Here is a 22497-nt window from a genome sequence, read left to right as displayed (position 1 = left end):
CAATATCAGCGGAGCGAGCGCGATATTTCATGATATCCGCCGCGCGAGGGAGCACGCCCCCACGTGAATCACCGCGTAACCGACGAGGCCATGGTCCGAGCCCTCTATCGCGAATACGGCGCCCCCTTGATGGCCTTCGCCATCAGGCTGACGGGCGGCGATCGGCGCTGGGCCGAGGACGTCGTCCAGGAGACCCTCGTCCGCGCCTGGCGCAACATCCACGATCTCCGTACGGACTCCGGCTCGTTGATGCCCTGGCTGGCCACCGTCGCCCGCCGCGTCGTCATCGACAACCGCCGCCGCTCCGGCTCGCGCCCCCTCGACACGGTCGAGGACATCTCGGACCGCGTCCAGCCCGTGGCGGCAGAGGACGAGCGGCTGCTCAGGGAGATCGTCGTGACCGACGCGATGATGTCGTTGTCCCCGGCCCACCGTCAGGTGCTCACAGAGACGTTCCTGCTGGACCGCAGCGTCCAGGAGGCGGCGGAGACGATCGGCGTGCCCGTGGGCACGGTGAAGTCCCGCGTGTACTACGCGATGCGCGCGTTGCGCGTCGCGCTTGAGGAAAGGGGGGTGACGTTGCCGTGATCGGACAGCGTCACAGTAACAGGGGGGTGACGCCATGACGGAGGTACACCACGAGGACGTGGCCGCGTACGCGCTCGGCCTGCTCACCGACGACGAGCGGGCCGATTTCGAGCGCCATCTCGGCATGTGCCCGATCTGCGCCGCCGAAGTGGGGTCGTTCGCGGCGATGGGAGAGCTGATCAAGGGGGTGCACCCCGACGATCTGCTGCCGCATCCGCCGGACCAGCAGGTCGAGTCGCTGCTGGTACGCCGTGCGGCCACCGAGCGCAGGCGCCGCCGCTTCCACCGGGGGTTCATGAGCGCCGCCGCCTGCCTCGTCGTCGCGGCCGGGGTCTTCCTCGGCATCAGCTCCTTCACCAGCGGGCCCAATCCCGACAGCATCCACAGCCCGGCCAGAGCCCTGCTCATGACCGGCCGCACCTACACACTGAACGATCCCTCCACCGGGGTCTCGGGGCTCGTCGGCGTGGAGGACAAGGGGTGGGGAACCCATGTCGCGCTGGAGCTCAAGGGCGTCAAGGGGCCGCTGCAGTGCCGGCTGCTGGCGGTCGGCGACGACGGCCGCTCCGAGGTGGTGGCGAGCTGGGGCGTGCCGGAGAAGGGGTACGGCGTGCCGGGGGCCGAGGATCCGCTGCTGCTGCACGGCGGCACCAGCCTGCCCCAGTCCGAGCTCAACCACTTCACGGTCCAGACCTTCGACGGCCGGATCCTGGCTTCCGTCGCCGTGTGATCCGGTCCGGACGAGTGTTGGGGGAGGGCGCGAGCTCACAACGCCTGGAGCAGGGCGCGTAGCTCGCTGATCTGCTTGGGCTCGGCGATCCCGTCCCACGGTGACAGGGCGGCCAGGCCGGCGTCCTGGTGCTCGGCCGCCCGGTCGCCACGCAGCCTGCCCAGGTGCAGGTGGGCCAGCGCGGTGCTGACCCCGAACGGGGGCAGCCTCGGCTCGGCCTCCTCCAGCAGCGCCACCACGGACTCGGCCGCGTGCCCGGGGTCCTCCAGCAGCACCCCGGCCCGCTGCACCAGGCAGCGGGCCCTGCCGGTCTCGTCCGCCGTCTCCTTGTAGAGCTCTTCGGCCTGCTCCAGGTGGGAGCGGGCGTCGAAGGACTGGCCCAGGTAGTGGTGGGTGAGCGCGAGCAGTTCGTGGGCGTGCGCCTGCGCGCCGGGGTCGCCGGCCCGCCTGGCCAGGTCGAGGGCGCGGAACAGCACGGCCCTGGCGTCGGCGTACAGGCTGCGTGCCTCCGCGCCCCTGCCGTCGTGGTCGAACGTCTGGCCCTTGCGCATGAGGAGGGCCGCGACGTTGGTCATCCTGATCGCGTGCCCGGTGACGTCGCCGCCGGACAGCGCCTGACCGTACCGTACGAGTGCCGACTCCACGGCGGTGAACTCGTCGCCCCCCGCCAGCAGCAGCGCGGCGTGCTCCAGGTGCAGCTCGGCCGGCCACGACTCCACCCTCACGCGCAGCTCGGCCGCCTGGTTGAAGTGCTGGCGGGCCTTGCGCGGATCTCCCCAGGTGAGCTGGATCGCGCACTGGCGCAGCTCGGCCGTGGCCTGCACGCGCTCGTCCCCGAGCGCCTTCGCGGCGGCGGACAGCGCGGCCGCCGCCCGCAGGCGGTCCTCGTGCCGCTGTTCGAGCCGGAACCAGGCTTCCAGGCCGTCCGCGATGCGCCCGAGCGCGCGGCCGGTCTGGCGTCCTGGCACGGCGCCGGCCAGGACCTGGAGCAGCACCCGGTCCTCCATCGCGAACCAGGTCCTGGCGTCGTCGGCGGGCAGCCGGGCGGCGTAGGCGGCGGCCTGCTCGGCGAAGTGCTCGACCAGGCGGCGCCAGGCGGCGTTCTCCCGTGGCGTCCCGGACGCGCCGCTGTCCCTGAACGCGCCGGTCACCCTGACGCGGGTCATCCGTACGTTCTCCACCAGCCCGAAGTCCGCCAGCTCGGTGATCGCGTCTTCGGCGGAGGGCACCCCGAGCAGCGCGGCGGCGGCCTGATGGTCGACCTCGGCGATCGGCAGCCCGGCCAGCAGGATGAACAGCTGCTTGGCCGTGGGCCGCAACTGCTTGATGCTCAGGTTGAGCACGAAGTCGAGCGTCTTGTCGATGGACAGGTTCCGCAGGTCGTCCACCAGCGACTGCAGCGGCACGTTGGGGTTGCCCGCCAGCCAGCGGCCGACCCTGACGATCTCCAGCGGGCTGCCCAGGCAGGCGTCCACCAGCAGCGCGAGCGCCTTCGGATCCCGGGTCACGCGGTCGTCGCCGATGTGGCGGGCCAGCAGCGCCCGCCCGGCCTCGGGGGCGAGGGGGCCGAGCTGGATCGGCTCCGCGTGCTGCGGCAGCTCGTCGGAGAGCGTGCCCGCCACCACGATGTGCGCGCCTGGCACTCTGGTCGGCAGCCAGTCGACCTGGCTCCACGTGCTGACGTTGTCGAGCAGTAGCACGCAGCCGGTGCCGGTGAGCGCCTCGATCACCTGCGCGGTGGCGTCCTGGGGCTCCTGGATGGCCCCTGGCGGCCGGTTGAGCGTGCGCAGCACCCGCTGGGCGACGCTCAGCGGCGTCTCCGGATGGTTCCTGTCGGGGCCGCGCAGGTCGGCGTAGCGCTGCTTGCGGGCCTCGCCGGCCAGGTCCCACATGGCCCTGATCGCCACCGAGGAGGTGCCCGAGCCCATCGCGCCCTGCACCACGACCAGGCCGCGTTCCAGGGCCAGGTCCTTGATCTGCTGGAGCTCGCCGTCCCGGCCCACCAGGCCCTCCGGCCGGTCGGGGAAGGGCATGGGGGCCAGGGCGGGGCGGGCGGGGCGTTCGCGGCGGCGGCGTACGAGGTGGGTGATCCAGCCGGCCGCGATCGGGAAGGGCAGGGCGAGGATCGCCAGCAGCCAGGTCGGCAGGTCGCCCGCGAGCTGCTTGATCAGCTCCTCCTGGAGCAGCAGGAAGGTGCCGCCCGCCGTCACCAGGCCGCCCAGACCGAGCTCGGGCAGGTGGGCCGTGGCCCGCCGGTGCAGCCGCGACAGCCGGAAGCCCAGCCGGTCCTTCCGCGAGATGTCCGTCATCGCCGCACCTCCCGGCAGCCCGGCCGGCGGTCGTACGAACCCGTCATCGCCGCACTCCTCGCGTCAGCCCCCGGTACAGGCGGCGGGCGGTGACGGCCACCACGATCACCGGCACCGCGGTCGCGATCACCGCCTGCGCCGCCAGCGGGCTCGCGGCGCTCATGAAGTGGCGGGCCTGCTCCAGCAGGATCAGCGGCAGGTGATCGCCCGACGGCCAGTTCAGCAGCAGCCCGACGACCGCGTCGTTCCAGACCAGGACGAACGCCAGCACCCCGGCCAGCACGACGGCGGGCCGCGCCTCGCGTACGACGTGGAACAGCTCCCAGCGGTCGCGGGCCAGCATGGGGGCGGGCACCTGGACGAACGCGTTGTGCAGGACCAGCACCGCCAGCGGGATCACCAGCGCCGCGTGCACGATGGCCAGCGCGGGCGCGGTGCCGATCGGGCTCAGCCAGCGCTGCAGCGGCACGGCGAACGCCTGCGGGGGCAGCGCGGCCAGGGCCACCGAGACCAGCAGGACGGGCCGCCAGGCGCGGCGCGGCAGCAGATGCTCGTGGGCCAGCACGTACGCGGCCGGCACCGCCGCCAGCAGCACCACGCACACGACCGCGAAGGCGCGCAGGAACGTGGTGCCCAGCGCGGCGGTGAACCCGTCGTCGGCGAAGGCGTCGGCGTACGAGGCGAGCGTCCAGGGACCGCCGCTCCACCACCCCGACCGGGCGGCGACCTCAGGCTCGCGCAGGGACGTGAGCAGCAGCGCCACGAACGGCAGCAGCCACAGCGCCGACACCACCGCGCACAGCGGCCACAGGCGCCGCCCGCGCGCCGGAGGGGGCGCGGGCGGCGCAGGCTCGGACCAGCTCACCCGCCCCCGCAGCCCGAGCAGCGCCAGCGAGGCAGCGCCCGCCACCAGCAGCGACATCAGCACCGCGAGCGCCGCCGCCCCCGCGTCGCCCAGGTCGTCGTTGTGCCGCCACCAGAACAGCCCGCCGCCCTCGACCAGCGCCTGCATCGACCCGGGCGCGCCCATCAGCACCAGGTCGAACACGCGGGCCGCGGCCACCAGCGCGAACACGTACGCCAGCGCGGCCGGCCCGGCGAGCGCGGGCAGCACCACGGACCAGATCCTGCGCCGCCGGCGCACGCCGAACGCCCTGGCCATCCGCAGCAGCCCGGCCGGCAGCCGCGCCAGGGCCTCGTGGAAGACCAGGAACGCGATCCCGGCCCATTGCCAGACGAACGCCAGCCCGAGCACCAGCCAGATCCAGCCGGGGCCGAGGAAGGGCGTGTCGGAGCCCAGCAGGGCGGCGAACAGCCCCCGGTGGTGATTGGTGTCGAACAGCAGCCGGAAGATCGCCCCCGTGGTGAGCGGGGAGACCACGGCCGGCAGGACCAGGACGACGCGCAGCACCCGGCCGGGCAGCGGGCCCGCGTTCCTGGCCAGCCAGGCCAGGCCCAGCCCCACGGCGCAGACGACCAGGACCAGCACCCACCACAGCAGCGTGTTGCCGAGCGCCTGCCAGGCGTGGACGTCGCTCAGCACGCCGGACCACGCGCCCGGCCCCGAGAGGCTGATGCCCACGGTCACCAGCAGTGGGGCCAGGATGACGCCCGCAGACAGCAGCACCGCCAGCAGCAGGTAGAGGAAGGCGTGCCGGCGGCTGAGCCGGTGCCCGACGGCCGGCACCCCGGCGTCGTGATGCGGCGCCACCTCGAACAGGAACGCGTTCCGCTCACTCATCGCGCACCCCCGCTCATGAACCGCACGCTCATGAATCGCACGCTCACGAACCGCCCGCTCGCGTTCCGCCTTCTCGCCGACCGCCCCCTCGCGTACCGGCCGCTCACCCGTCGCCCTCCCCGGCGGCGGCCACGATCTTGTCGCGGGCGGCGGCGGCCGCCCGCGCGGGGGCCGCCGCCTCCGCCGCGACCTCGGTGAACAGCTCGGTGAGCACGCGCCACAACCCCCTGCCGTCGCCGCCCTCCAGCGGCCCGATGAGCCGGTCGGACAGGTCGTAGTGGCGGTTCGCGCCCTGGCTCAGTTCTTGCGCGGGCCCGGCCAGCAGCGGGTGGGACGGCTGGCTGAACGGCGTCAGGAAGCCGCCGTCGTCGACCCAGGCGGTCAGCGCGTCACGTTCGCCCGGCACCCGGGGCCTGGTCAGCCAGTCGACGAAGGTGACGGCGTCGGGACCGCCGCCGCGCATGGCCACCGCGACGTCGCCGCCGACCACCAGCGGCGGCTCCTTGCCCTGGTGGGCGGGGAAGCGGAAGTGCCCGGCGATGTCCGCGCCGCCGTGCAGCTCGATGACCGGCAGCGCGAAGTCGGGCGCGGCGACCAGGTCGGCGGTGCGGTAGGTGAAGACGTCGAGGATGGAGTCGTGGAACTGCATGGTCAGCGCCCGCCGCCCCTGCTCGGGGGTGAACGCCTCACGCCAGATGTCGGCGAGCAGCGTGAGCGCCTCGGTCACCTGGGTCACGCCCCACCAGTCCGCGTTGCCCTTCCCCGCGGGCGGGAAGAGCCCGTCGTAGACCTCGGGGGCGTAGGCGAGCAGGACGTTCTCGAACCAGTCGCTGAGCACCCACCCGTCGGCCGCCCCGATCGCCAGCGTGCCCGGCGCCGGCCTCCAGGTGGCCAGGTCGGCGGGCTGCGTCTGCTCTCCCGCGCGGTGCCACACGAGCGACTTGTGCGCGAGCTTGAACCAGGTGCCGAGCTCCTCCCCGCTCCCGTACGGCGTCACGAGCCGCCGCCAGAACCCGGGCTGCGTGTGGCCGCCCTCCCTGGGCCGGACGCGGGGGCGTACGAGAGGGTCGAAGAGCAGCCCCAGCCGGGGGATGACCGCCACGTCGGGGATGACGTCCTGGGCGGGCCCGCGCAGCAGGGCGCTGATGTTGTCGCCGGCCGAGTAGACGCTGACGGGCCTCCTGAAGCGCTCCACGAACGCGTCCACCACCCGGCGGAACCTGCCTAACTCCGCCCCGCTCCAAACCACGGCGACGCGCAGCGGCGGCTGCGTCGCGCAGCCGGCCAGCGCGGCGCCCGACAAGACGCCCGGCACGGTGGCGAGCAGCGCCCTACGGCTGAGCGGCATCTTCGATCTCCCAGTAGTGAGAAGGGGAGGCGAGGCTGGCCACCCTGGTCCTGTCGTCGGTGACGACGAGCACGGCGAGCCCGGGGTCGGCGCCCAGGGCGCCACTCACGGCGGCGTGGCAGGGCCCGCAGCCCGTGCGGTCCTCGATCACCATCACCTTGACGGGCAGCAGCCGGCACAGGGCGCGGGCCAGCGCGACGCTCAGCCGCTCGTCGTGGGCGAGTTCGTGCGGTCGTGAGCGGAGAAAGCCCTGGATGTCCAGCCGCCTGGCCATGTACGCGATCCGCCCGTGCACGAACGACGGCGCCAGATCGTCGCCGGCGGCCAGCGCGAGGTTCCGTTCGACGGTCAGGTGCGGCAGCAGCCCGGCGTTCGCGGGGACCAGCCCGATCTCGCGCTCCGCCGGCAGCCGCATGGTGATCTCCTCGCCGCCGACGCGGATCCGGCCGCCTAAGGGCATCTCCAGGCCGAGCAGCAGATCGGTGAACGCGTCGGCCTCGGCGGCGTCCGCGGCCACCACGACGGCGGTCTGGCCGGGGTCGAGCGTGAGCGGATCCGGGGCCAACCGGCGCCTTGTCCCGCGCGGGTCCCAGGTGAGGCCGGTGATCTCCAGAAGTGACACGTGTGCAACCGCCGTGAACTCGCGATGTCATCCGCACTTGACGTTTTCACAGTCGGTGGATCACGGCAACGTGATTGCCCGATCCCGCTACGTGCTCGCCGCTTGATCCGCTCGTGCCGGCCGCCCGGCCCCGCCGCGTGCGCGCCGGCCGATCCGCTACCTGCTGGACGGCTTCCGCTACGCGCTCGCCCGCCTCGCGGCGAAGTGGGCGCGGAACCAGTCGGTGGCGTGGCCGGCCACGGCGTCCAGCGCGCCGGGCTCCTCGAACAGGTGGGTGGCGCCGGGCACGATCACGATCCGGCTCTCGGCGGCCAGGCGTTCCTGGGCCCCCTCGTTCAGCTCCAGCACCACCGGGTCCCTGCCGCCCACGATGAGCAGGGTCGGCGCGCGTACCGCCGCCAGCCTCGGCCCGGCCAGGTCGGGCCGGCCGCCGCGCGAGACGATCGCGGCGATGTCGTTGCCGGGCGTGGCCGCCGCCCACAGGGCCGCCGCCGCTCCCGTGCTGGCGCCGAAGTAGCCGATGGGCAGGCCGACCGCATCGGGCTGCTCGCGTGCCCACGCGGTGCGTTCCAGCAGCCGCGCGGCCAGCAGCCCGATGTCGAAGACGTTGGACCTGTCGGCCTCCTCCTCCGGGGTGAGCAGGTCGAACAGCAGCGTGCCCAGGCCGGCCTCGTTGAGCGCGCCGGCCACGTACCGGTTGCGCGGGCTGTGCCGGCCGCTGCCGCTGCCGTGCGCGAACAGCACCAGGCCCTGCGCCCCGTCAGGAACGATCAGATCGCCGGACATGCGTCCCTCCTCTCGCCGCACGCTGCCGCTACCCGGTTACGGACAGCTCTATCAGCTTCCTAGCTGGGCATTTACTCGATATGGAGACCGAAACCGGGCGCAAACCCGCACCCGCCGGCTCCCCGCTCGAACGCATCGTCTCAGGCGGGGCGTCGGCGCTGGCGCTCGTGCGCAGCATGGGGATCGGGCACTGGCTGCGCATGGAGCGGGAGGTGCTGGCTCAGACGGTCAAGGTGACGGGCGCGTGCGTGCTCGGGTGGTGGCTGGCGGAGTACGTACTGCATCTGGACCTGCCGGTGCTCGTGCCCATCGGCGTGCTGCTGACGGTGTCGGCGACCGCGTACAGCACGCTGGTGCGAGGCGCGCAGCAGGTCATGGCCGTCGTCGTGGGCGTGGCGGTGGCCACCGCGCTGGTCTGGCTGATCGGCGCGAACGCGGTGACGCTGGCCGTGCTCGTGGTGGCCGGCCTCGTGGTGTCGCGGCTGCTCAACCTGCCCGCCCAGAACGTGCAGATCCCGATCTCGGCGCTGCTCGTGTTCGCCCTGGGCAGCAGGTACGGCTTCGAGCGCCTAGCGGACGTGCTCCTGGGCGCCGCCATCGGCATCGCGGCCAACCTCCTGATCGCGCCCCCACGCCACGTGGACAAGGCAGGCAAGGAGCTGTGCGGCCTGTCCGCCGAGCTGGGCGACCTGGCCGACGACATCTCGCACGGGCTGCGGGACGGGTGGGACGCGGGGATGGCCCGCGAGTGGCTGGATCGAGCCAGGACGCTCTCGCAGCGGCTGGAGGACACGGAGCAGGCCGCCGAGCAGGCGGCGGAGTCGGTACGCCTGTCGCTGCGCCGCAGCCGCTTCGACCGCAGCCTGAACCAGGTGGCCGAGGCCGCCACCTGCCTCGACCACGCCTGTCACCAGCTCAGGAGCCTCGCCAGGGGCCTGGTCGACCTCATCGCGGGAGTCCGCGGCCTGCCCGGCGAGCGCGGGGCCGACCTGCCCGAGGCGCTGGCGGACGAGCTGGCGGCGCTGGCCCGCGTCTTCCGCGGCTTCGGGCACTTGCAGGTCGGCCGGGGCCGGCGGGAGGACCTGGCGGACCTGCGCGCGGCCCTGGAGGAAGGGGAGTGGCACCAGCAGCGGCTGGCGACCACGTTCCGGCAGACCAGGCACGCGGAGCTGGGCTCGCTGCAGGGGGCGCTCCTGGACGCCTGCGCGCGCATCCGCCACGAGTTCGACCCGGACTCAGGCCCGCACACCCTCGCCTTCCCGACGCATGATTGATCCATGCGGGAACATCCTGAGCCCGACTGCCGGCTCCACCCCCACCTGGAGACACGCCCCTCGGGCATCGAGGGCACGGGCCTGTTCGCGACCGCCGCCGTACCCGCGGGCACCGTCGTCTCCTGGATGGGCGGGCGCCTGGTGAACGACGACGAGCTGCGCCGGCTGATCGCCGCGCCCGGGTACGTCGACACCATCACGGTGGACGCCGGCCGCCATCTGGTCCTGCCGCCAGGCCGCCCCATCGGCAAGAGCAACCACAGCTGCGACCCGAACCTGTGGTGGACCGGCCCCTACACCCTGGCCGCCCGCCGCGACCTGGCCCCCGGCGACGAGGTCACCAACGACTACGCCACCAGCACCGCCGAGCCCGGCTTCACCCTCGACTGCCGGTGCGGCACGGCGCTGTGCCGGGGCCGGATCACGGGGGAGGACTGGCGCCGCCCCGACCTCCAGGAGCGGTACGGCGAGCACTGGGTGCCGGCCCTGCTGCGCCTCATCGCCCAGAGCTGAGCGTGGTGCCGGTCCCGCCGCTGTTCATCTGCCACGCCCAGAATGCCGGTGCCTGGCATACTGCTCTAATGTCCGATTTCGCCGAGTTCCGAGCCAAGGGGCGCGAGGCCCTGCTGTCCGGCCGGGCCACGTATGACAGTCCCATGGCGGACAGCTCCCCCCGCTGGGGAGCCGCGGCCGTGCTGCGGCCCGAGGGTGAGGTCGTGGCCCGCATGACGGACCTGGCCGCCGCCCTCGACGCCCCCGGCCACTGGGTGCACGGCGGCCGGACCCTGCACGTCACGATCAGGTCGCTGGAGCCGTACCGTACCGTCATCCCCGCAGACGACCCCCTGCGCCGGGCCTACGGCGCGGCGCTGGCGGAGGCGGCCGAGGACCTGCCGCCGGCCAGGGCGTATTTCGCGGGAGTGAGCCCGCACCCCGGCGGCGTGCTGGTCGGCGTGCACCCGCTGGACGAGACCCTGGACACGCTGCGCAAGCGTTTCGCCGGCGCGCTGGATTCGCGCGGCGTGCGCGATCTGGATCACGGCCGGGTCCGCGACCTCTGGTACGTCAGCCTGCTGCACTTCGCCGCCCCCCTGACGGACGCCAGGCGGATCGTCGAGTGGTGCGACGCCCACGCCGGCGCCGACTTCGGCACGGCCGAGCTGCCGACGGCGGAGATCGTCCAGTTCGTGCTGACGGGCACGACCGTCCGCGTCGACAGCCTGGAACAGGTCACGCTGGGAACCGCCTGATCTCGGCGTTCAGCCCAGCAGCAGCGCCGTGACGAAGTGCAGCAGGTGCCAGGCCACGTAGGCGCTGAGCGAGCAGAACGCCCACTCCTTGCCCCGCCCGATCCTGGCGATCCAGCGCAGCTCCTCGGCCGGCTCGCGCCGCGCCCGCAGGCTGCCCGCGACGAAGTACGCCGAGATCAGCCAGGCCGCCCCCGATACCACGACCAGGGTGAGCGAGAGCGCCGCGAGCACGGGCGAGCCCACGGGAAGGTCGGGCGGCAGGAACTGGCGGCCCCAGACCCCCGCGACCCCGGCGAGCACGACGGCGGTGATCCGCCTGTCCTTACGCGCCTGTCGCTTGAGCCATTGCAGGTCTCGACGCAGATGATTCTTGAGCATCCGGATCACCTCCGAGTGGAGTAGCTGGCCCTGCCAGCTAACGAGAAGATCCGGAAAAGATCTGCGACCTCTGATTTCAAGTTTCCCGACTTATGTCGGCCTTTCACGACAAATTGCGGATTTCCGCGGCGACGCGCTGCGCCTCGAAAACGTCGCCCACCTCTTCCAGCGTCCGCCTGGCGTCCCGGAGATAGGACAGCGCCGCCCCGCGCCGCCCCAGCCGGGCCGAGATCAGCCCGAGCGCCCGCAACGCGCACCCGTGGTCGCGCCGCGTCCCGCACTCCAGGTGCACGTCCCTGGCCTGACGGGCGTACACCAGCGCCTCGTCCGCGCGGTCCAGATCGAGTAGCACCATGGCCAGCGTGGTCAGCGCCGCCGCCCACCGGTCGCGGGTGCCGGTCTCGTTCTGCAGCTCGGCCGCCTCCTTGGCCGGCTCCAGCGCGCGGGCCGGCTCGCCCGCCGTGTGCAGCGCCGTCGCCGTCGACAGCAGCGCGCTGGCCCGGTTGTCGCGCAACTCCTCCCTGATCTCCAGCGACGCCGTGGCCGCCCGCAGCGCGGAATCGTGCAGCCCCAGCGACAGGTACGTGTACGCCAGCGTCTCCTGCACGTCGGCCTCGGCCCGCCGGTTGCCCAGGCCCTGCACGATGTCCAGGGCTTCGAGCGCGTACACGAAGGCCACCTGGGGCAGGCCCTGCCGCCTGCGCACCCGCGCCAGCCGGTTCAGCATGCGGGCCTCCACCGGCTCGTCGTGGATGACCCGGCTGATGACCAGCGCCTGGTTGAGGTAGTCGTCGGCCCGCTGGTAGTCCGACAGCCGCCAGTGCACCAGCCCGATGTCCCCCAGCGTCTCGGCCTTGCCCTGCTCGTGGTGGAGCTCGACCTGCACGGCCAGCGCCTGCTCGTAGTGGTCGAGCGCCTCGTCGTAGCGGGAGCTGTTGCGGGCGATCCGGCCGAGCGCGCACAGGGCCCGGCCGCAGCCGTACTGGTCGCCGGTGGCCGTGTAGCCGGCCAGGGCACGTTCGGCGTCGCGCCGCGCGTCGTGCTGCAGCCGCAGCAGGTCGTAGCTCTCGGCCAGGCAGAGCAGCGTCTCGGCCTCGGCGTGCTCGTCGCCCAGCTCGTGGCAGATGGACAGCGCCTCCAGCCCTTCGGACAGCGCGGCGTGCGGTTCGCCCAGGTCGCGCTGCACCGTGGCCAGGATGATCAGGCTTTGGGCGGTGCCGCGCCGGTCGCCGAGCTCCTCGCGTACGTCGAGCGCCTGGCCGGCGTGCTGCAGGGCCAGTTCGTACCGCTCCTGCGACAGGTGCAGCCGCGACAGCGCGTGCAGGCTGCCGGCCACGCCCGCCCGGTCGCCGATCTCCCGGTAGAGGTCGAGGGCCTCCCCGGCGCAGGCGAGCGCCTCCTCGCTGTTGCCCGCGATGCCGTGCACCTCGGCCAGGTCGTTGAGCGCCCGCGCCCGGCCGACGCGGTCGCCGAGCGAGTCGAAGTCGGCCAGCGCCTCGCCGATGAACCTGGCCGCCAGCGTCGAGGGCCCGATGTCGCGGTGGATCGAGCCCAGATGGCCGCGCATCAGCGCGATGGCCCGCCGGTTGCTCACCTGCATCGCGCAGGCCAGCCCGCCCTGCTGGATCTCCAGGTTGTTCTCGTAGTACCGCAGCCGCCTGAACGGCTCGAACACCGCCTCCGCCAGCCGCCAGGCCATCCCGTGCGCGCCACTCTCCTCGGCCAGCCGGACGACCGAGACCAGCGAGCGCCGCTCCGCCTCGAACCACTCGCGCGGCGTCTCCGGGTCCGCTGCCACCGCCAGGTAGTGATCGAGCAGCCGCGCCCTGGCCTCGCGCACGCCCGCCTCCGCGTGCCGGCCCAGCTCCCTGGCCAGCCGCTTGACCAGGTCGTGCACCCGGTAGCGGGGTCCCGGCAGCGGCTCGACCAGGTACGCCCGGTGCAGCCCCTCGACCGCCAGCACGGCCTCGCTCACCGGCGCGCCGAGCGCCGCGGCCAGCACCTGGGGCGTGAAGTCCCGCCCGGGCAGCAGCCCGACGTGCCGGAACGCCCGCCGCTGCGCCCGGCTCAGCGACTCGTACGCCAGATCGAGCGCCGACCTGAACGCCTCCTCCGGATCGCCCATCAGCAGCCGATCGGGCCTGCGCAGCTCCCGCACCCGCGAGCCGACGCTCAGCCCGGGGTTCTCGGCCAGCTTGGCCGCCGAGATCCGCAGCGCGAACGGATGGTACGAGCACACCCGCGCTAGTTCAGCCAGCGCGTCCCGGTCGGCGGCCCTGGGCGAGCCCTCGCCGAGCACCGCCACCAGCAGCGCCACCGCGCTGCCCGGGTCGAGCACCGGCAGGTCCATGAGGTCGGCGTGCCCGGTGGCGCGCAGCGGCGCCATCCGCGTCCTGCTGGTGACCAGCACCACGCAGTCCCCGCTGCCCGGCAGCAGCGCCCGCACCTGCGCGGGGTCGGCGGCGTTGTCGAGGATGAGCAGCAGCCTGCGCCCGGCGATCCTGCTGCGGTAGAGCAGCATCAGCTCGGCCTCGTCGGCGGCGGGCATGTGCTCGGCGACGCCGAGCGAGCGCAGGATCTGCCCGAGCGCCTCGGCCGGGTTCATCGGCGGCTGGGTGGGCGACTGGCCGCGCAGGTCGATCACGATCTGCCCGTCGGGGAAGCGGTCGGCGTGCATGTGGGCCCAGTGCGTCACCAGCGCGGTCTTGCCCACGCCGGGCAGGCCCTGCACGACCATGGTGTTCGTCCTGCTGGGCCGCTCCAGCCAGGCGGTGAGCTGCTTCAGGCTCTGGTGCCGCCCGGTCAGGTCGGGGACGGTGGGGGGCAGCTGGCGCGGTTTCGGCACCTCGCCCACCGGCAGCGGCTCGGCCGGTCCCGCCGGGCGCGACAGGAACGGGGTCACCTTCCCCAGCCACGGCGCCGACAGGTGCTCCCAGCTCCCGGCGGCGGCACGCAGCGCGGAGGGGTCGGCGATGCGCAGCCGTCGGTAGCCGGGCCGGACCAGCCAGCCCCGCCGCGCCCACTGGCCGAGCTGGCGCTGCACCACGTCGGGCGAGGTGCCGACCAGGTCGGCCAGGGTCTCGGTCGACAGCGGGGGCGGCGACTCCGAGGCCAGCCCGTAACGCTCGTCGAGGTGCAGCAGCCACACCGCCAGCCGGGCGGCGACGGGGGCGCGGGCCAGGGCCTCGTGCCTGCGAGCGGCCACGTTCCTGGCGAACAGCTCCTGGACCATCGCGCCCGCCACGGCTGTGCCGGCGCCGGCACGCTCGCGCAGCCGCCGCAGGTCGATGGGCCAGACCCGCACCTCGGTCAGCGCGTCCACCCGGACGCGGTCGGCGGGGCTCCAGAAGGCCAGCTCGCCCACGAGGTCGCCGTCGCCGCGCAGGTCGTGCACGACCTCGCGCTCGCCGGACGGGCCGTATTCGCGGGCGTAGCCGTAGTCGATGACGTAGACGCTGGTCGCCGGCCGTAACGGTGAGCAGATCACCTCGTTGCGGCGGTAGAGGCGGGGACGCGTGCCCTCGTCGACCAGCGACCTGAAGAGCCCCATCGGACACCACCCCCTTCAGGACGGCGGTGTCCCCCACGTGACAGCGGTCGCGCGGCCCGTACGGCGACCTGTCACATCAGTGGAGCGCAGCGGCAACCGGCTGTCAATCAGCTGCCGGGGGGAGATCAGACGTTGGCGGCGTCGGCCCGGTCGGGCACGAATCGGTAGCCGACATTACGGACGGTGCCGATCAGGGATTCGTACTCGGTGCCGAGCTTGGCGCGCAGTCGCCGGACGTGCACGTCGACCGTCCTGGTGCCGCCGAAGTAGTCGTAGCCCCACACCTCCTGCAGCAACTGGGCCCGGGTGAAGACCCGGCCGGGGTGCTGGGCGAGGTATTTGAGCAGCTCGAACTCCTTGAAGGTGAGGTCGAGCACGCGCCCGCGCAGCCGGGCGGTGTAGGTGGCCTCGTCGATCGACAGGTCACCGCTGCGGATCTCGTCGGGCACGTCTTCAGCCGTGGCCTGCGAGATGCGGCCGGTGGCCATGCGCAGCCGCGCCTCCACCTCGGCCGGCCCGGCGCTGTCGAGCAGCACGTCGTCGGCGCCCCACTCGGCGGTCATCGCGGCCAGCCCGCCCTCGGTCACGATCACCAGCAGCGGGCAGTCGATCCCGGTGGTGCGGATCAGCCGGCACAGGCTCTTGGCCTGCACCAACTCCTTGCGCGCGTCGACCAGGACGGCGTCGGCGGGTGGAGTGTCGATCAGGGCGGACGCCTCCGCTGGAGCGACGCGGACCGAGTGGAGCAGCAACCCGAGCGCCGGGAGCACCTCGGCGGACGGCTCGAGGGCGTTGGTCAGCAGCAGCAGGTTGCTCATTACGGCCTCCTCAAACGCGCAAGGACCCGGGGGCTTCGTCGCCCAGGTCCTGTAGGTGAGGATATCCCACGAGTAAGTCGCGTCCATTGCGCGTCCAACTGGTGAACAGCGCGTCAACCGAAACATGGTTGTTAAGGACGGCGCACAATGGACGCAAACCGATTGTGAGGCAAGGCATGGCCACGGGAAAAATACGTTATTGGGCGGCGGCCAAGGAAGCGGCCGGTGTCGCCGAGGAGCCGTTCGACGCGCTCACGCTTGGTGAACTCATGACGAAAATCACACAAAATCGTACAGAACTGGCCCGAGTTGTCCGGCGCTGCTCGTTCTTGATCGACGGTACGCCGGTCGGGCGGCGACCCCACGACGAGGTGATCCTCGGCGACGGCGCGACGGTGGAGGTGCTGCCCCCCTTCGCCGGGGGGTGACGCGGCGCTTTGCGGGGTGATGCAGCGCTTTACGGGGGAAGGAGCATGCCAGTCGGTAGGCTTCTGACCCCCCGCTCATGACAGGGAGCCCCATGCGTAAGCTGATCGTTTTCCTGATCGTGCTCATCGTCCTCCTTGTCGCCGTCGACCGGGTCGCCGTGGCCGGGGTCGAGCGCGACCTGGGAAACAGGATCGCCGCCGCGGCCGACCTGTCCGGCCCGCCGACCGTGTCCATCGAGGGCATCCCGTTTCTCACTCAGGCCGCGTCGGGGCACTATCCGGAGGTACGGTTCGATCTCGGCACCTTCAACTACGGAGGCGTGCCGGTCAAGAACCTGCGGGGCGCCGCCTACGACGTGACGGCGCCCCTCGCCGACGTCCTCCAGAACAGAGCCAACATCGAGGCCCGTCGCGTCACCATCAGCGGCACCCTCACCAGGGCGACGATCGACAAGTACGCCCCCGAGGGCGTCAAGATCGGCGGCAACGGGCGGCGGCTCACGGCGTCGGGCGAGGTGACGATGGGGGTGAACAAGGTGAAGTTCAACGCGGAGATGCGGATCGAGGTCGCCGACGGCGGCATCAAGCTCCAGGCCGAGAAGATCCAGGGCGTGCCCGTGCCCGGCCAGCTCGCGCAGCTGATCTCCTACACCATCCCGTTCAAGGGAGACCTGCCCTTCGACGTCAAGGTCACCGGCGTCAAGAGCGTGGCGGAAGGGCTCGAGTTCTCCGCCGAAGCGTCTGACGTGCCGATCCGTGGATGAGCCTGAACCACTTCGCCCCGCCGTTCGTGATGAGGGTGTGAGTACAGCAGGCACCGCCGACGAGGAACTCGTGAGGACCCTCTTCGACGAGCACGCTGGGCCCCTGTACGGCTACGTTCTGCGACTGACCGGTGACTCGGGGCGGGCGGAGGACGTCGTCCAGGAGACGCTGCTGCGTGCCTGGCGACATCCCGACGCGCTGTCCGACCGGCCCATCCGCGCGTGGCTGTTCACGGTGGCCCGAAATCTCGTCGTCGATCAGCACCGCGCGAAGAAGGCGAGACCGCAGGAGACCGGTGACGAGGCGCTGGCGGTGCTGCCGGCGGACGACGAGCTGGAGCGCGCGGTCGAGTCGTGGGCGGTGGCCGGGGCGCTGGCGGCGCTGCGGCAGGAGCACCGCGAGGTGCTGCTGGAGGTCTACTACCGGGGGCGATCGGTGAAGGAGGCGTCGGCGACGCTGGGCATTCCGCCGGGCACGGTCAAGTCCCGTACCTACTACGCGTTGCGCGCCCTGAAACTGGCGCTGGAGGAACGGGGGCTGGCACCGTGATGACGTGCGAGGAGGTGCGGATCGCGCTGGGCGCCCACGCCCTCGGCGCGCTCGACCCGGAAGAAGCACTGGAGATCGACCACCATCTGGCCACCTGCGAGGCGTGCGGCGCCGAGCTGGTGGAGCTGGAGGGCGTGAGCGCCTTCCTGGGCAAGGTGTCGGAACGCGACGTCGAGCTGGTGGCCAGCCCCCCGCGCCAGGTGCTCGACCGGCTGCTGAACGACCGCGCCAGGCGCAACAGGCGCGGCCGGATCCTGATGTCCGTGGCCGCCTCGGCGGCGGTCCTGGTAGTCGGCGGCACGGTGTGGACGGCCGCCGTCCAGGTCAGGCCGGCCGCTGAATCCGCCGCGGCGGGGGCTCCCGCGGACGCCCGGAGCACCCGGGCGGTGGATCCGGACGCGCCCCGCGTGCTGCAGGACGACGGCTCCGCCGAGCGGGCCGCCCCCACCGAGCCCGCCCCCACCGAGCGCGCCCCGGCCGAGTCGGCGCAGCCGCGTAAGGCGATGCCGTCGGCGAGCGCCACCGGGCAGGCCGAGAGCGACGTGTCGCCGTACGGCGCGGCCACGCCGAAGCCGTCCGCGAGCCCCATGCGGAGCCGGAAGGCGGTCGAGAACGGCCGCGAGTTCAGCGGCGCCAACAGGGCCGCCGACTACCGGGCCACCGTGCTGGCCTGGCCGACCGGCACGGGCACCGAGCTGGGCGTACGCGTGAGCGGCGTGCCGGTGGACACGAACTGCGCCCTGGTCGTCGTCGGCGTCGACGGGCGGCGCGAGACCGCGACGGAATGGGTGGTCAGCCGGGAGTCGTACCAGGACAAGGCGGTCTTCCGCAGTGAGACGACGATGAGCGTGCGCGAGATCGCCAGGTTCGAGATCGTGGATCGGAAGGGCGCGCGGCTGGTCGTGGTGACCGTCCCGGCGAAGGCGCGCCGATAATCCCCATCTGCCTGGAAGCAATCGCGGGCGTCCGTGGTTGCATCGAGGGATGACGGGATTGTGGGTGGTGCTGGCGACGCTGGCGCTCGGGACACTGATCGGGGTGATCCGCCTGCGCCGCGACGGCCGCATACGCGACACGGTGAGCGACACAGCGGCCGCTACTGGGGCCGCTACTGGGGCCGCCACTGGGGCCGACACGGGCGGTGAGCGGCTGTCCGCCGCCGACCTCGGCTCGGGGCTGGGCGAGCGGGCCACGCTCGTGCAGTTCTCGACCGCCTTCTGCCAGCCCTGCCGGGCCACCCGGCGGATCCTGGCCGACGTGAGCGAGCTCGTGCCGGGGGTCAGCCACGTCGAGATCGACGCCGAGTCCCGGCTCGACCTCGTCCGCCGGCTGGACATCATGCGCACCCCGACCGTGCTGGTGCTCGACCAGGCGGGCCTGATCGTCAAGAGGGCGTCCGGTCAGCCGCGCAAGGCCGACGTCCTGGCCGCGCTGGCGGACGCCGTACCGGAGTCGTGACGGTGAGCCCCGTGAGCCCGACTGCGAGCCCGGCTGTGAGTCCGACTGCGCGCTCGACTGTGATGCAGGCCACATTCGTCTCACCAACCGGACGAGATGTGACAGATGTCGAGACGCCGAGTAGTGTCGTGCTCATGAACCCGACGACAGAGCTGCTGACGAAGCGGCGCGCGGTTGATTTCTGCCGCGTCGCCACCGCGCTCTGTCGCGCTGCCTGAGGACGATCTCGCGCGGACTTTCGATCCGCCCCAAATCGACCCCTTCAGGAGCATCCTGCGATGCGTGCCGATCCTAGAGCGCTGCGCTTCGGCGCGGCCATCACCACCCTGGTCCTCGCCTCCGTCCTGGTGACGGGGAGTTCCTGGCTGCTCGCCGCCCAGACGGTGGTCTTCGCACTCGGACTGGTGTGGCGCTCACCGTACGCGATGCTCTTCAAGGCGCTGGTCCGCAGCGCCCCGAAGGAGACCGAGGACGCCCGCCCGCCCCGCTTCGCGCAAGGGGTCGGACTGGTCTTCGCGGTCGTGGGTCTGGCCGGATATCTCACCGGGATCACGCCGCTGGCCCTCGTGGCCACGGCCGCGGCTCTCCTCGCCGCCTTCCTCAACGCAGCCTTCGGATTCTGCCTTGGCTGCGAGATGTACCTGCTCATTCGCCGTCTACTGCCCGCCGCCAAAATGGAGGTATCCCAATGAGCCGCTCCGCCGCCCTGGTGGACGCCGACTGGGTCGAGGCCAACCTCGACACGCCCGGAGTCGTCCTCGTCGAGGTCGATGAGGATGTCAGCGCTTACGACAAGGGCCACATCCGTGGCGCCGTGAAGGTCGACTGGCGCACCGACCTACAGGACCCGGTGCGCCGCGACTTCGTGGACAAGACCGGCTTCGAGGCCCTGCTGTCCGACCGAGGCATCTCCAACGACGACACCGTCGTGCTCTACGGCGGTAACAACAACTGGTTCGCGGCCTACGCCTACTGGTACTTCAAGCTTTACGGCCACCAGAACGTGAAGCTGCTCGACGGCGGGCGCAAGAAGTGGGAGCTCGACTCGCGCGAGCTGGTCCGCGACGTGCCCGAGCGGGCCAAGACGCAGTACGTCGCCCAGGAGCAGGACACCGCGATCCGCGCCTTCCGCGACGATGTCGTCACCGCGATCGGCAAGCTCAACCTGGTCGACGTGCGCTCGCCCGACGAGTTCACCGGCAAGCTGCTGGCCCCGGCCCACCTCCCGCAGGAGCAGGCCCAGCGCGGCGGCCACGTGCCCACCGCGCGCAACATCCCGTGGTCGAAGGCGGCCAACGACGACGGCACGTTCAAGTCCGACGACGACCTGCGCACCCTCTACCAGGAGGCCGGCGTCAACTTCGGCAAGGACACCATCGCCTACTGCCGCATCGGCGAGCGCTCCGCGCACACGTGGTTCGTGCTGCACGAGCTGCTGGAGCAGGCCAACGTGAAGAACTACGACGGTTCGTGGACCGAGTACGGCTCGCTCGTGGGCGTGCCGATCGAGCTGGGGGAGGCCCGCTGATGTCGAGCGCAGCACAGGGGTGCGGAGCACCCGAACAGACCATCGCGTTGCCGGCCGGGATCGACCTGGCCAACCAGGCCGTGATCCAGGGCGTCGTGACCGGCGCCGGCACCGCCTACGCGCGGCTGCTCGACCACTCCGGTGAGTTCACCGGCGAGGTCGTGGTGTCCGACGACGGCATCTTCCGCTTCTTCGCCGCTCCCGGCGACTGGACCGTCCGCATCATCGCGGGCGGCGGCGTCACCAGAGACGTCCAGGTGGAGGCCAAGCTGGGCGAGGTCGCCCAGCTCGCGGTGGCCGTCTGACCCGTCACACGCGTTGATTCGGCAGGGGCCCGCGTCCGTCACGGACGCGGGCCCTCGCGTGTGCACGGGCGCGGGTTCTCGGCCTGCTCACAAGCGTGCGGCCTCGGTGTGCAACCGTCTCCCGCCGGGTGGTGTTGTAGAGGACGTGAGTGATTCCGACTGCGCTGACCCGGTGCGCAAGGCACTGCTCGACGACCTCGACGAGGGGTTCGCCGAGCTGTACGCCGCCCATCGCGGCCTGGTCTTCTCGACCGCGCTGCGGCTGAGCGGGCGCTGGCCCGACGCCGAGGACCTCACGGCGGAGACGTTCCTGCGCGCGTACCGGGCGCTGGCCGGATACGAGCGCGACCGCGTCGCCCAGCTCCAGCCGCGGGCCTGGGTGATGACGATCCTGATGAACGTCTGGCGCAACTGCGCCAGGACCAGGTCCCGCAAACCGCCGCCCGACCTGCCCGGCGAGCCGGTCGACGCCGTCGATCCGCACGAGGACGTCGAGGCGGCGGCCGTCCGCCGCGAGACCGGCGACGAGCTGGCCGGGCTGCTGGCCCTGCTGCCCGAGGAGCAGCGGGCCGCGGTCGTGCTGCGGCACGTCGTGGACCTGCCGGTCAGCGAGATCGCCACCGTGCTCAAGATCCCCCAGGGTACGGTCAAGTCGCACGTGTCACGGGGGCTGAAGCGGCTACGCGCACTGGGAGGTGCCCGATGACCGAGGACGAACTGCTCACCGGACTGGCGGCGCTGGCCGCCGAGCCGCCGGACGGGCTGCTCGACCGGATCGCGGCCCGCTGGGTCAGCGTGCCGGGGCCGATCGGGGAGCTCTCGGTGGCCTTCACCGAGGAGGGCGTGGCGTACGTGCACGCGGGCGACGGGTTCGCGCAGGCGCACAGGAAGCGCTTCGGCCGCCCGCTGCTGCCCGCCGCGCGCCCGCCCGCCGGGCTGCTGCCCGCGCTGCGCACCGGCCGGTCGGCCGGGCTGCGGCTGGACCTGCGCGGCGTGAGCGACTTCCAGCGTGACGTGCTGGAGGCCGTCCGTACGATCCCGCGCGGCGAGGTGCGCCCCTACGCGTGGGTCGCGGCCCGCGTAGGACGGCCCAGAGCGGTGCGCGCGGTGGGGACGGCGCTCGGCCACAACCCGGTGCCGCTGCTCATCCCGTGCCACCGGGTGACCAGGTCGGACGGGGTCCCCGGCGACTACGTGTTCGGCGCCGCGGCCAAGGAGCGGCTGCTGCTGGCCGAGGGGGTCGATCTGGACCGGCTCCGCCGGCTGGCAGGGGAGCGCGTCTTCTACCTGGCCAGCGACACGACCGGCGTGGTGTGCTTCCCGACCTGCCACAACGCCAGGCGCATCACCCCAGCACACCGGCACGGCTTCCGCAGCCTCGCCCAGGCGAGGGCGGCCGGCTATCGCCCCTGCCGCACCTGCCGCCCCGCTCAGCCCGATCCTTCGTGATTTGTCAGATCGGTTTGGTGGGGTAACGCATGAGAAGGGTGGCGCGGACGACGTCGGGTCCGTGCGCCCGGTAGCCGTGCGGCACGTCGGAGACCCACGAGATGTGGTCACCGGGCCCGGCGGTCAGCGGCTCCTTGATGGGGCCGGCGCTCAGGGTGCCGGTGAAGACCGTGACGTGCTCGCTGACGCCCTCGTGGTGGGCGGGTGAGGTCTGGGTGAGGCCGGGCGGAACGCGTACGCGGTAGAGCTCGTAGGTGACGCGGTCGTCCTCGAACACCTCAAGGAGCTCCGCCTCGATCGCCGTGCCGCGCATGATCTGCGGCTCGGGCGGCGCGTCGAGTATCGCCCCGATCGGCACCCCGAGTTGCGCGGTGATCGCCCACAGCGTGTCGAGCGTCGGGTTGCGGGTGCCGGTCTCGACGCCCGACAGCGTGGCCTTCCCGATGCCGGCGCGCTTGGCGAGCTCGGAGAGCGAGACGCCGCGGGCCTGCCGCAACTGTCGCAGTCGCTCTCCCACCACGCGGGGATCGGTGTCTATGGCCGGCCGCGAATCCATACCGCCATGGTGCCGCAGAATCGGCGAACTGATGAGCCCCGGGACCGGCCGATGCGCCGGCCGAT

General features: G+C 72.4%; 25 protein-coding genes. 16 read left to right on the top strand and 9 right to left on the bottom strand.

All coding sequences use genetic code 11. The features are described from left to right. Positions 1–90: 90 nt before the first annotated feature. Both AB0C28_RS21410 and AB0C28_RS21405 read left to right on the top strand, forming a co-directional pair. Entirely contained in the window at positions 91–588 is a 498-nt protein-coding gene (locus AB0C28_RS21410; RefSeq protein ID WP_346103364.1) for a sigma-70 family RNA polymerase sigma factor, read from the top strand. A 34-nt stretch (positions 589–622) separates the two neighbouring features. Continuing rightward, on the top strand, positions 623–1318 hold the full coding sequence (locus AB0C28_RS21405) for a zf-HC2 domain-containing protein (RefSeq protein WP_358076617.1): 696 nt from the start codon (positions 623–625) through the stop codon (positions 1316–1318). 35 nt (positions 1319–1353) lie between these two features. Here the strand turns inward: AB0C28_RS21405 and AB0C28_RS21400 are convergent, their stop codons facing one another. From AB0C28_RS21400 to AB0C28_RS21380, 5 genes are all read right to left on the bottom strand, one after another. Beyond that, positions 1354–3627 (bottom strand): tetratricopeptide repeat protein, encoded by a 2274-nt coding sequence (locus AB0C28_RS21400; protein WP_358076614.1) that lies wholly within the window; start codon positions 3625–3627, stop codon positions 1354–1356. A 43-nt stretch (positions 3628–3670) separates the two neighbouring features. After that, positions 3671–5368 (bottom strand): ABC transporter permease subunit, encoded by a 1698-nt coding sequence (locus AB0C28_RS21395; protein WP_358076611.1) that lies wholly within the window; start codon positions 5366–5368, stop codon positions 3671–3673. Between the two features lie 103 nt (positions 5369–5471). Further along, complete coding sequence (locus AB0C28_RS21390; RefSeq protein ID WP_358076610.1) at positions 5472–6716, bottom strand: hypothetical protein; 1245 nt, start codon at positions 6714–6716, stop codon at positions 5472–5474. Further along, positions 6700–7338 carry an ATP-binding cassette domain-containing protein gene (locus AB0C28_RS21385; protein WP_358076607.1) on the bottom strand — a complete coding sequence of 213 codons (639 nt, stop codon included), beginning with the start codon at positions 7336–7338 and terminating at the stop codon, positions 6700–6702. The genes AB0C28_RS21390 and AB0C28_RS21385 overlap by 17 nt, the downstream gene beginning before the upstream one ends. 177 nt (positions 7339–7515) lie before the next feature. Then, positions 7516–8124, bottom strand: coding sequence for a hypothetical protein (locus tag AB0C28_RS21380; RefSeq protein WP_357845683.1), 609 nt, complete (start codon positions 8122–8124; stop codon positions 7516–7518). Positions 8125–8204: 80 nt separating this feature from the next. On the opposite strand from AB0C28_RS21380, the gene AB0C28_RS21375 reads away from it, so the two are divergent. From AB0C28_RS21375 to AB0C28_RS21365, 3 genes are all read left to right on the top strand, one after another. Then, the gene (locus AB0C28_RS21375) at positions 8205–9398 is read left to right on the top strand and encodes an FUSC family protein (RefSeq protein WP_358076605.1); all 1194 of its coding nucleotides are present in this window, start codon (positions 8205–8207) and stop codon (positions 9396–9398) included. A gap of 3 nt (positions 9399–9401) precedes the next feature. After that, complete coding sequence (locus AB0C28_RS21370) at positions 9402–9911, top strand: SET domain-containing protein-lysine N-methyltransferase (protein ID WP_358076602.1); 510 nt, start codon at positions 9402–9404, stop codon at positions 9909–9911. A 68-nt stretch (positions 9912–9979) separates the two neighbouring features. Further along, entirely contained in the window at positions 9980–10648 is a 669-nt protein-coding gene (locus tag AB0C28_RS21365; RefSeq protein WP_358076599.1) for a hypothetical protein, read from the top strand. Between the two features lie 9 nt (positions 10649–10657). On the opposite strand, the gene AB0C28_RS21360 is transcribed toward AB0C28_RS21365, so the two are convergent. The 3 genes from AB0C28_RS21360 to AB0C28_RS21350 all read right to left on the bottom strand — a co-directional run bounded on the left by AB0C28_RS21360 (position 10658) and on the right by AB0C28_RS21350 (position 15394). After that, positions 10658–11026 (bottom strand): hypothetical protein, encoded by a 369-nt coding sequence (locus AB0C28_RS21360; protein WP_358076596.1) that lies wholly within the window; start codon positions 11024–11026, stop codon positions 10658–10660. Positions 11027–11129: 103 nt separating this feature from the next. After that, entirely contained in the window at positions 11130–14576 is a 3447-nt protein-coding gene (locus AB0C28_RS21355) for a tetratricopeptide repeat protein (protein WP_358076593.1), read from the bottom strand. 125 nt (positions 14577–14701) lie between these two features. Next, positions 14702–15394 (bottom strand): response regulator transcription factor, encoded by a 693-nt coding sequence (locus tag AB0C28_RS21350; protein WP_106244044.1) that lies wholly within the window; start codon positions 15392–15394, stop codon positions 14702–14704. Positions 15395–15570: 176 nt separating this feature from the next. Between AB0C28_RS21350 and AB0C28_RS21345 the strand changes: the two genes are divergently transcribed. The 11 genes from AB0C28_RS21345 to AB0C28_RS21295 all read left to right on the top strand — a co-directional run bounded on the left by AB0C28_RS21345 (position 15571) and on the right by AB0C28_RS21295 (position 21876). Beyond that, positions 15571–15822 carry a MoaD/ThiS family protein gene (locus tag AB0C28_RS21345; protein ID WP_357845666.1) on the top strand — a complete coding sequence of 84 codons (252 nt, stop codon included), beginning with the start codon at positions 15571–15573 and terminating at the stop codon, positions 15820–15822. Positions 15823–15914: 92 nt separating this feature from the next. Beyond that, the gene (locus tag AB0C28_RS21340; protein WP_181307779.1) at positions 15915–16586 is read left to right on the top strand and encodes a DUF2993 domain-containing protein; all 672 of its coding nucleotides are present in this window, start codon (positions 15915–15917) and stop codon (positions 16584–16586) included. Between the two features lie 37 nt (positions 16587–16623). Further along, positions 16624–17136 (top strand): sigma-70 family RNA polymerase sigma factor, encoded by a 513-nt coding sequence (locus AB0C28_RS21335; RefSeq protein ID WP_346103123.1) that lies wholly within the window; start codon positions 16624–16626, stop codon positions 17134–17136. Then, complete coding sequence (locus AB0C28_RS21330) at positions 17136–18071, top strand: zf-HC2 domain-containing protein (RefSeq protein ID WP_358077375.1); 936 nt, start codon at positions 17136–17138, stop codon at positions 18069–18071. The genes AB0C28_RS21335 and AB0C28_RS21330 overlap by 1 nt, the downstream gene beginning before the upstream one ends. A 49-nt stretch (positions 18072–18120) precedes the next feature. Continuing rightward, the gene (locus tag AB0C28_RS21325; RefSeq protein WP_357845663.1) at positions 18121–18594 is read left to right on the top strand and encodes a thioredoxin family protein; all 474 of its coding nucleotides are present in this window, start codon (positions 18121–18123) and stop codon (positions 18592–18594) included. A 62-nt stretch (positions 18595–18656) separates the two neighbouring features. Further along, positions 18657–18812 (top strand): putative leader peptide, encoded by a 156-nt coding sequence (locus tag AB0C28_RS21320; RefSeq protein WP_357845660.1) that lies wholly within the window; start codon positions 18657–18659, stop codon positions 18810–18812. A 60-nt stretch (positions 18813–18872) separates the two neighbouring features. After that, on the top strand, positions 18873–19286 hold the full coding sequence (locus tag AB0C28_RS21315) for a DUF4395 domain-containing protein (protein WP_346103127.1): 414 nt from the start codon (positions 18873–18875) through the stop codon (positions 19284–19286). Beyond that, entirely contained in the window at positions 19283–20122 is an 840-nt protein-coding gene (locus tag AB0C28_RS21310; RefSeq protein ID WP_357845656.1) for a sulfurtransferase, read from the top strand. Before AB0C28_RS21315 ends, AB0C28_RS21310 begins: the two co-directional genes overlap by 4 nt. Further along, a complete protein-coding gene (locus tag AB0C28_RS21305) occupies positions 20122–20427 on the top strand; it encodes a DUF1416 domain-containing protein (protein ID WP_106244064.1) in 306 nt (101 codons plus the stop codon). The genes AB0C28_RS21310 and AB0C28_RS21305 overlap by 1 nt, the downstream gene beginning before the upstream one ends. Positions 20428–20572: 145 nt before the next feature. Beyond that, the gene (locus AB0C28_RS21300; RefSeq protein WP_357845652.1) at positions 20573–21133 is read left to right on the top strand and encodes an RNA polymerase sigma factor; all 561 of its coding nucleotides are present in this window, start codon (positions 20573–20575) and stop codon (positions 21131–21133) included. Next, a complete protein-coding gene (locus tag AB0C28_RS21295) occupies positions 21130–21876 on the top strand; it encodes a methylated-DNA--[protein]-cysteine S-methyltransferase (RefSeq protein ID WP_358076590.1) in 747 nt (248 codons plus the stop codon). The genes AB0C28_RS21300 and AB0C28_RS21295 overlap by 4 nt, the downstream gene beginning before the upstream one ends. A 4-nt stretch (positions 21877–21880) precedes the next feature. Here AB0C28_RS21295 and AB0C28_RS21290 read toward each other — a convergent pair whose 3' ends face one another. Next, positions 21881–22432, bottom strand: a complete 552-nt coding sequence (locus AB0C28_RS21290; protein WP_357845645.1) for an XRE family transcriptional regulator — start codon at positions 22430–22432, stop codon at positions 21881–21883. Positions 22433–22497: the final 65 nt, after the last annotated feature.

The sequence above is a fragment of the Nonomuraea sp. NPDC048892 genome (assembly GCF_040649735.1).
GTDB classification, from domain to species: Bacteria; Actinomycetota; Actinomycetes; order Streptosporangiales; family Streptosporangiaceae; genus Nonomuraea; species Nonomuraea maheshkhaliensis.
Note: the sequence above shows the minus strand (reverse complement) of the source record. Positions and strands in the feature narration are given on the sequence as shown.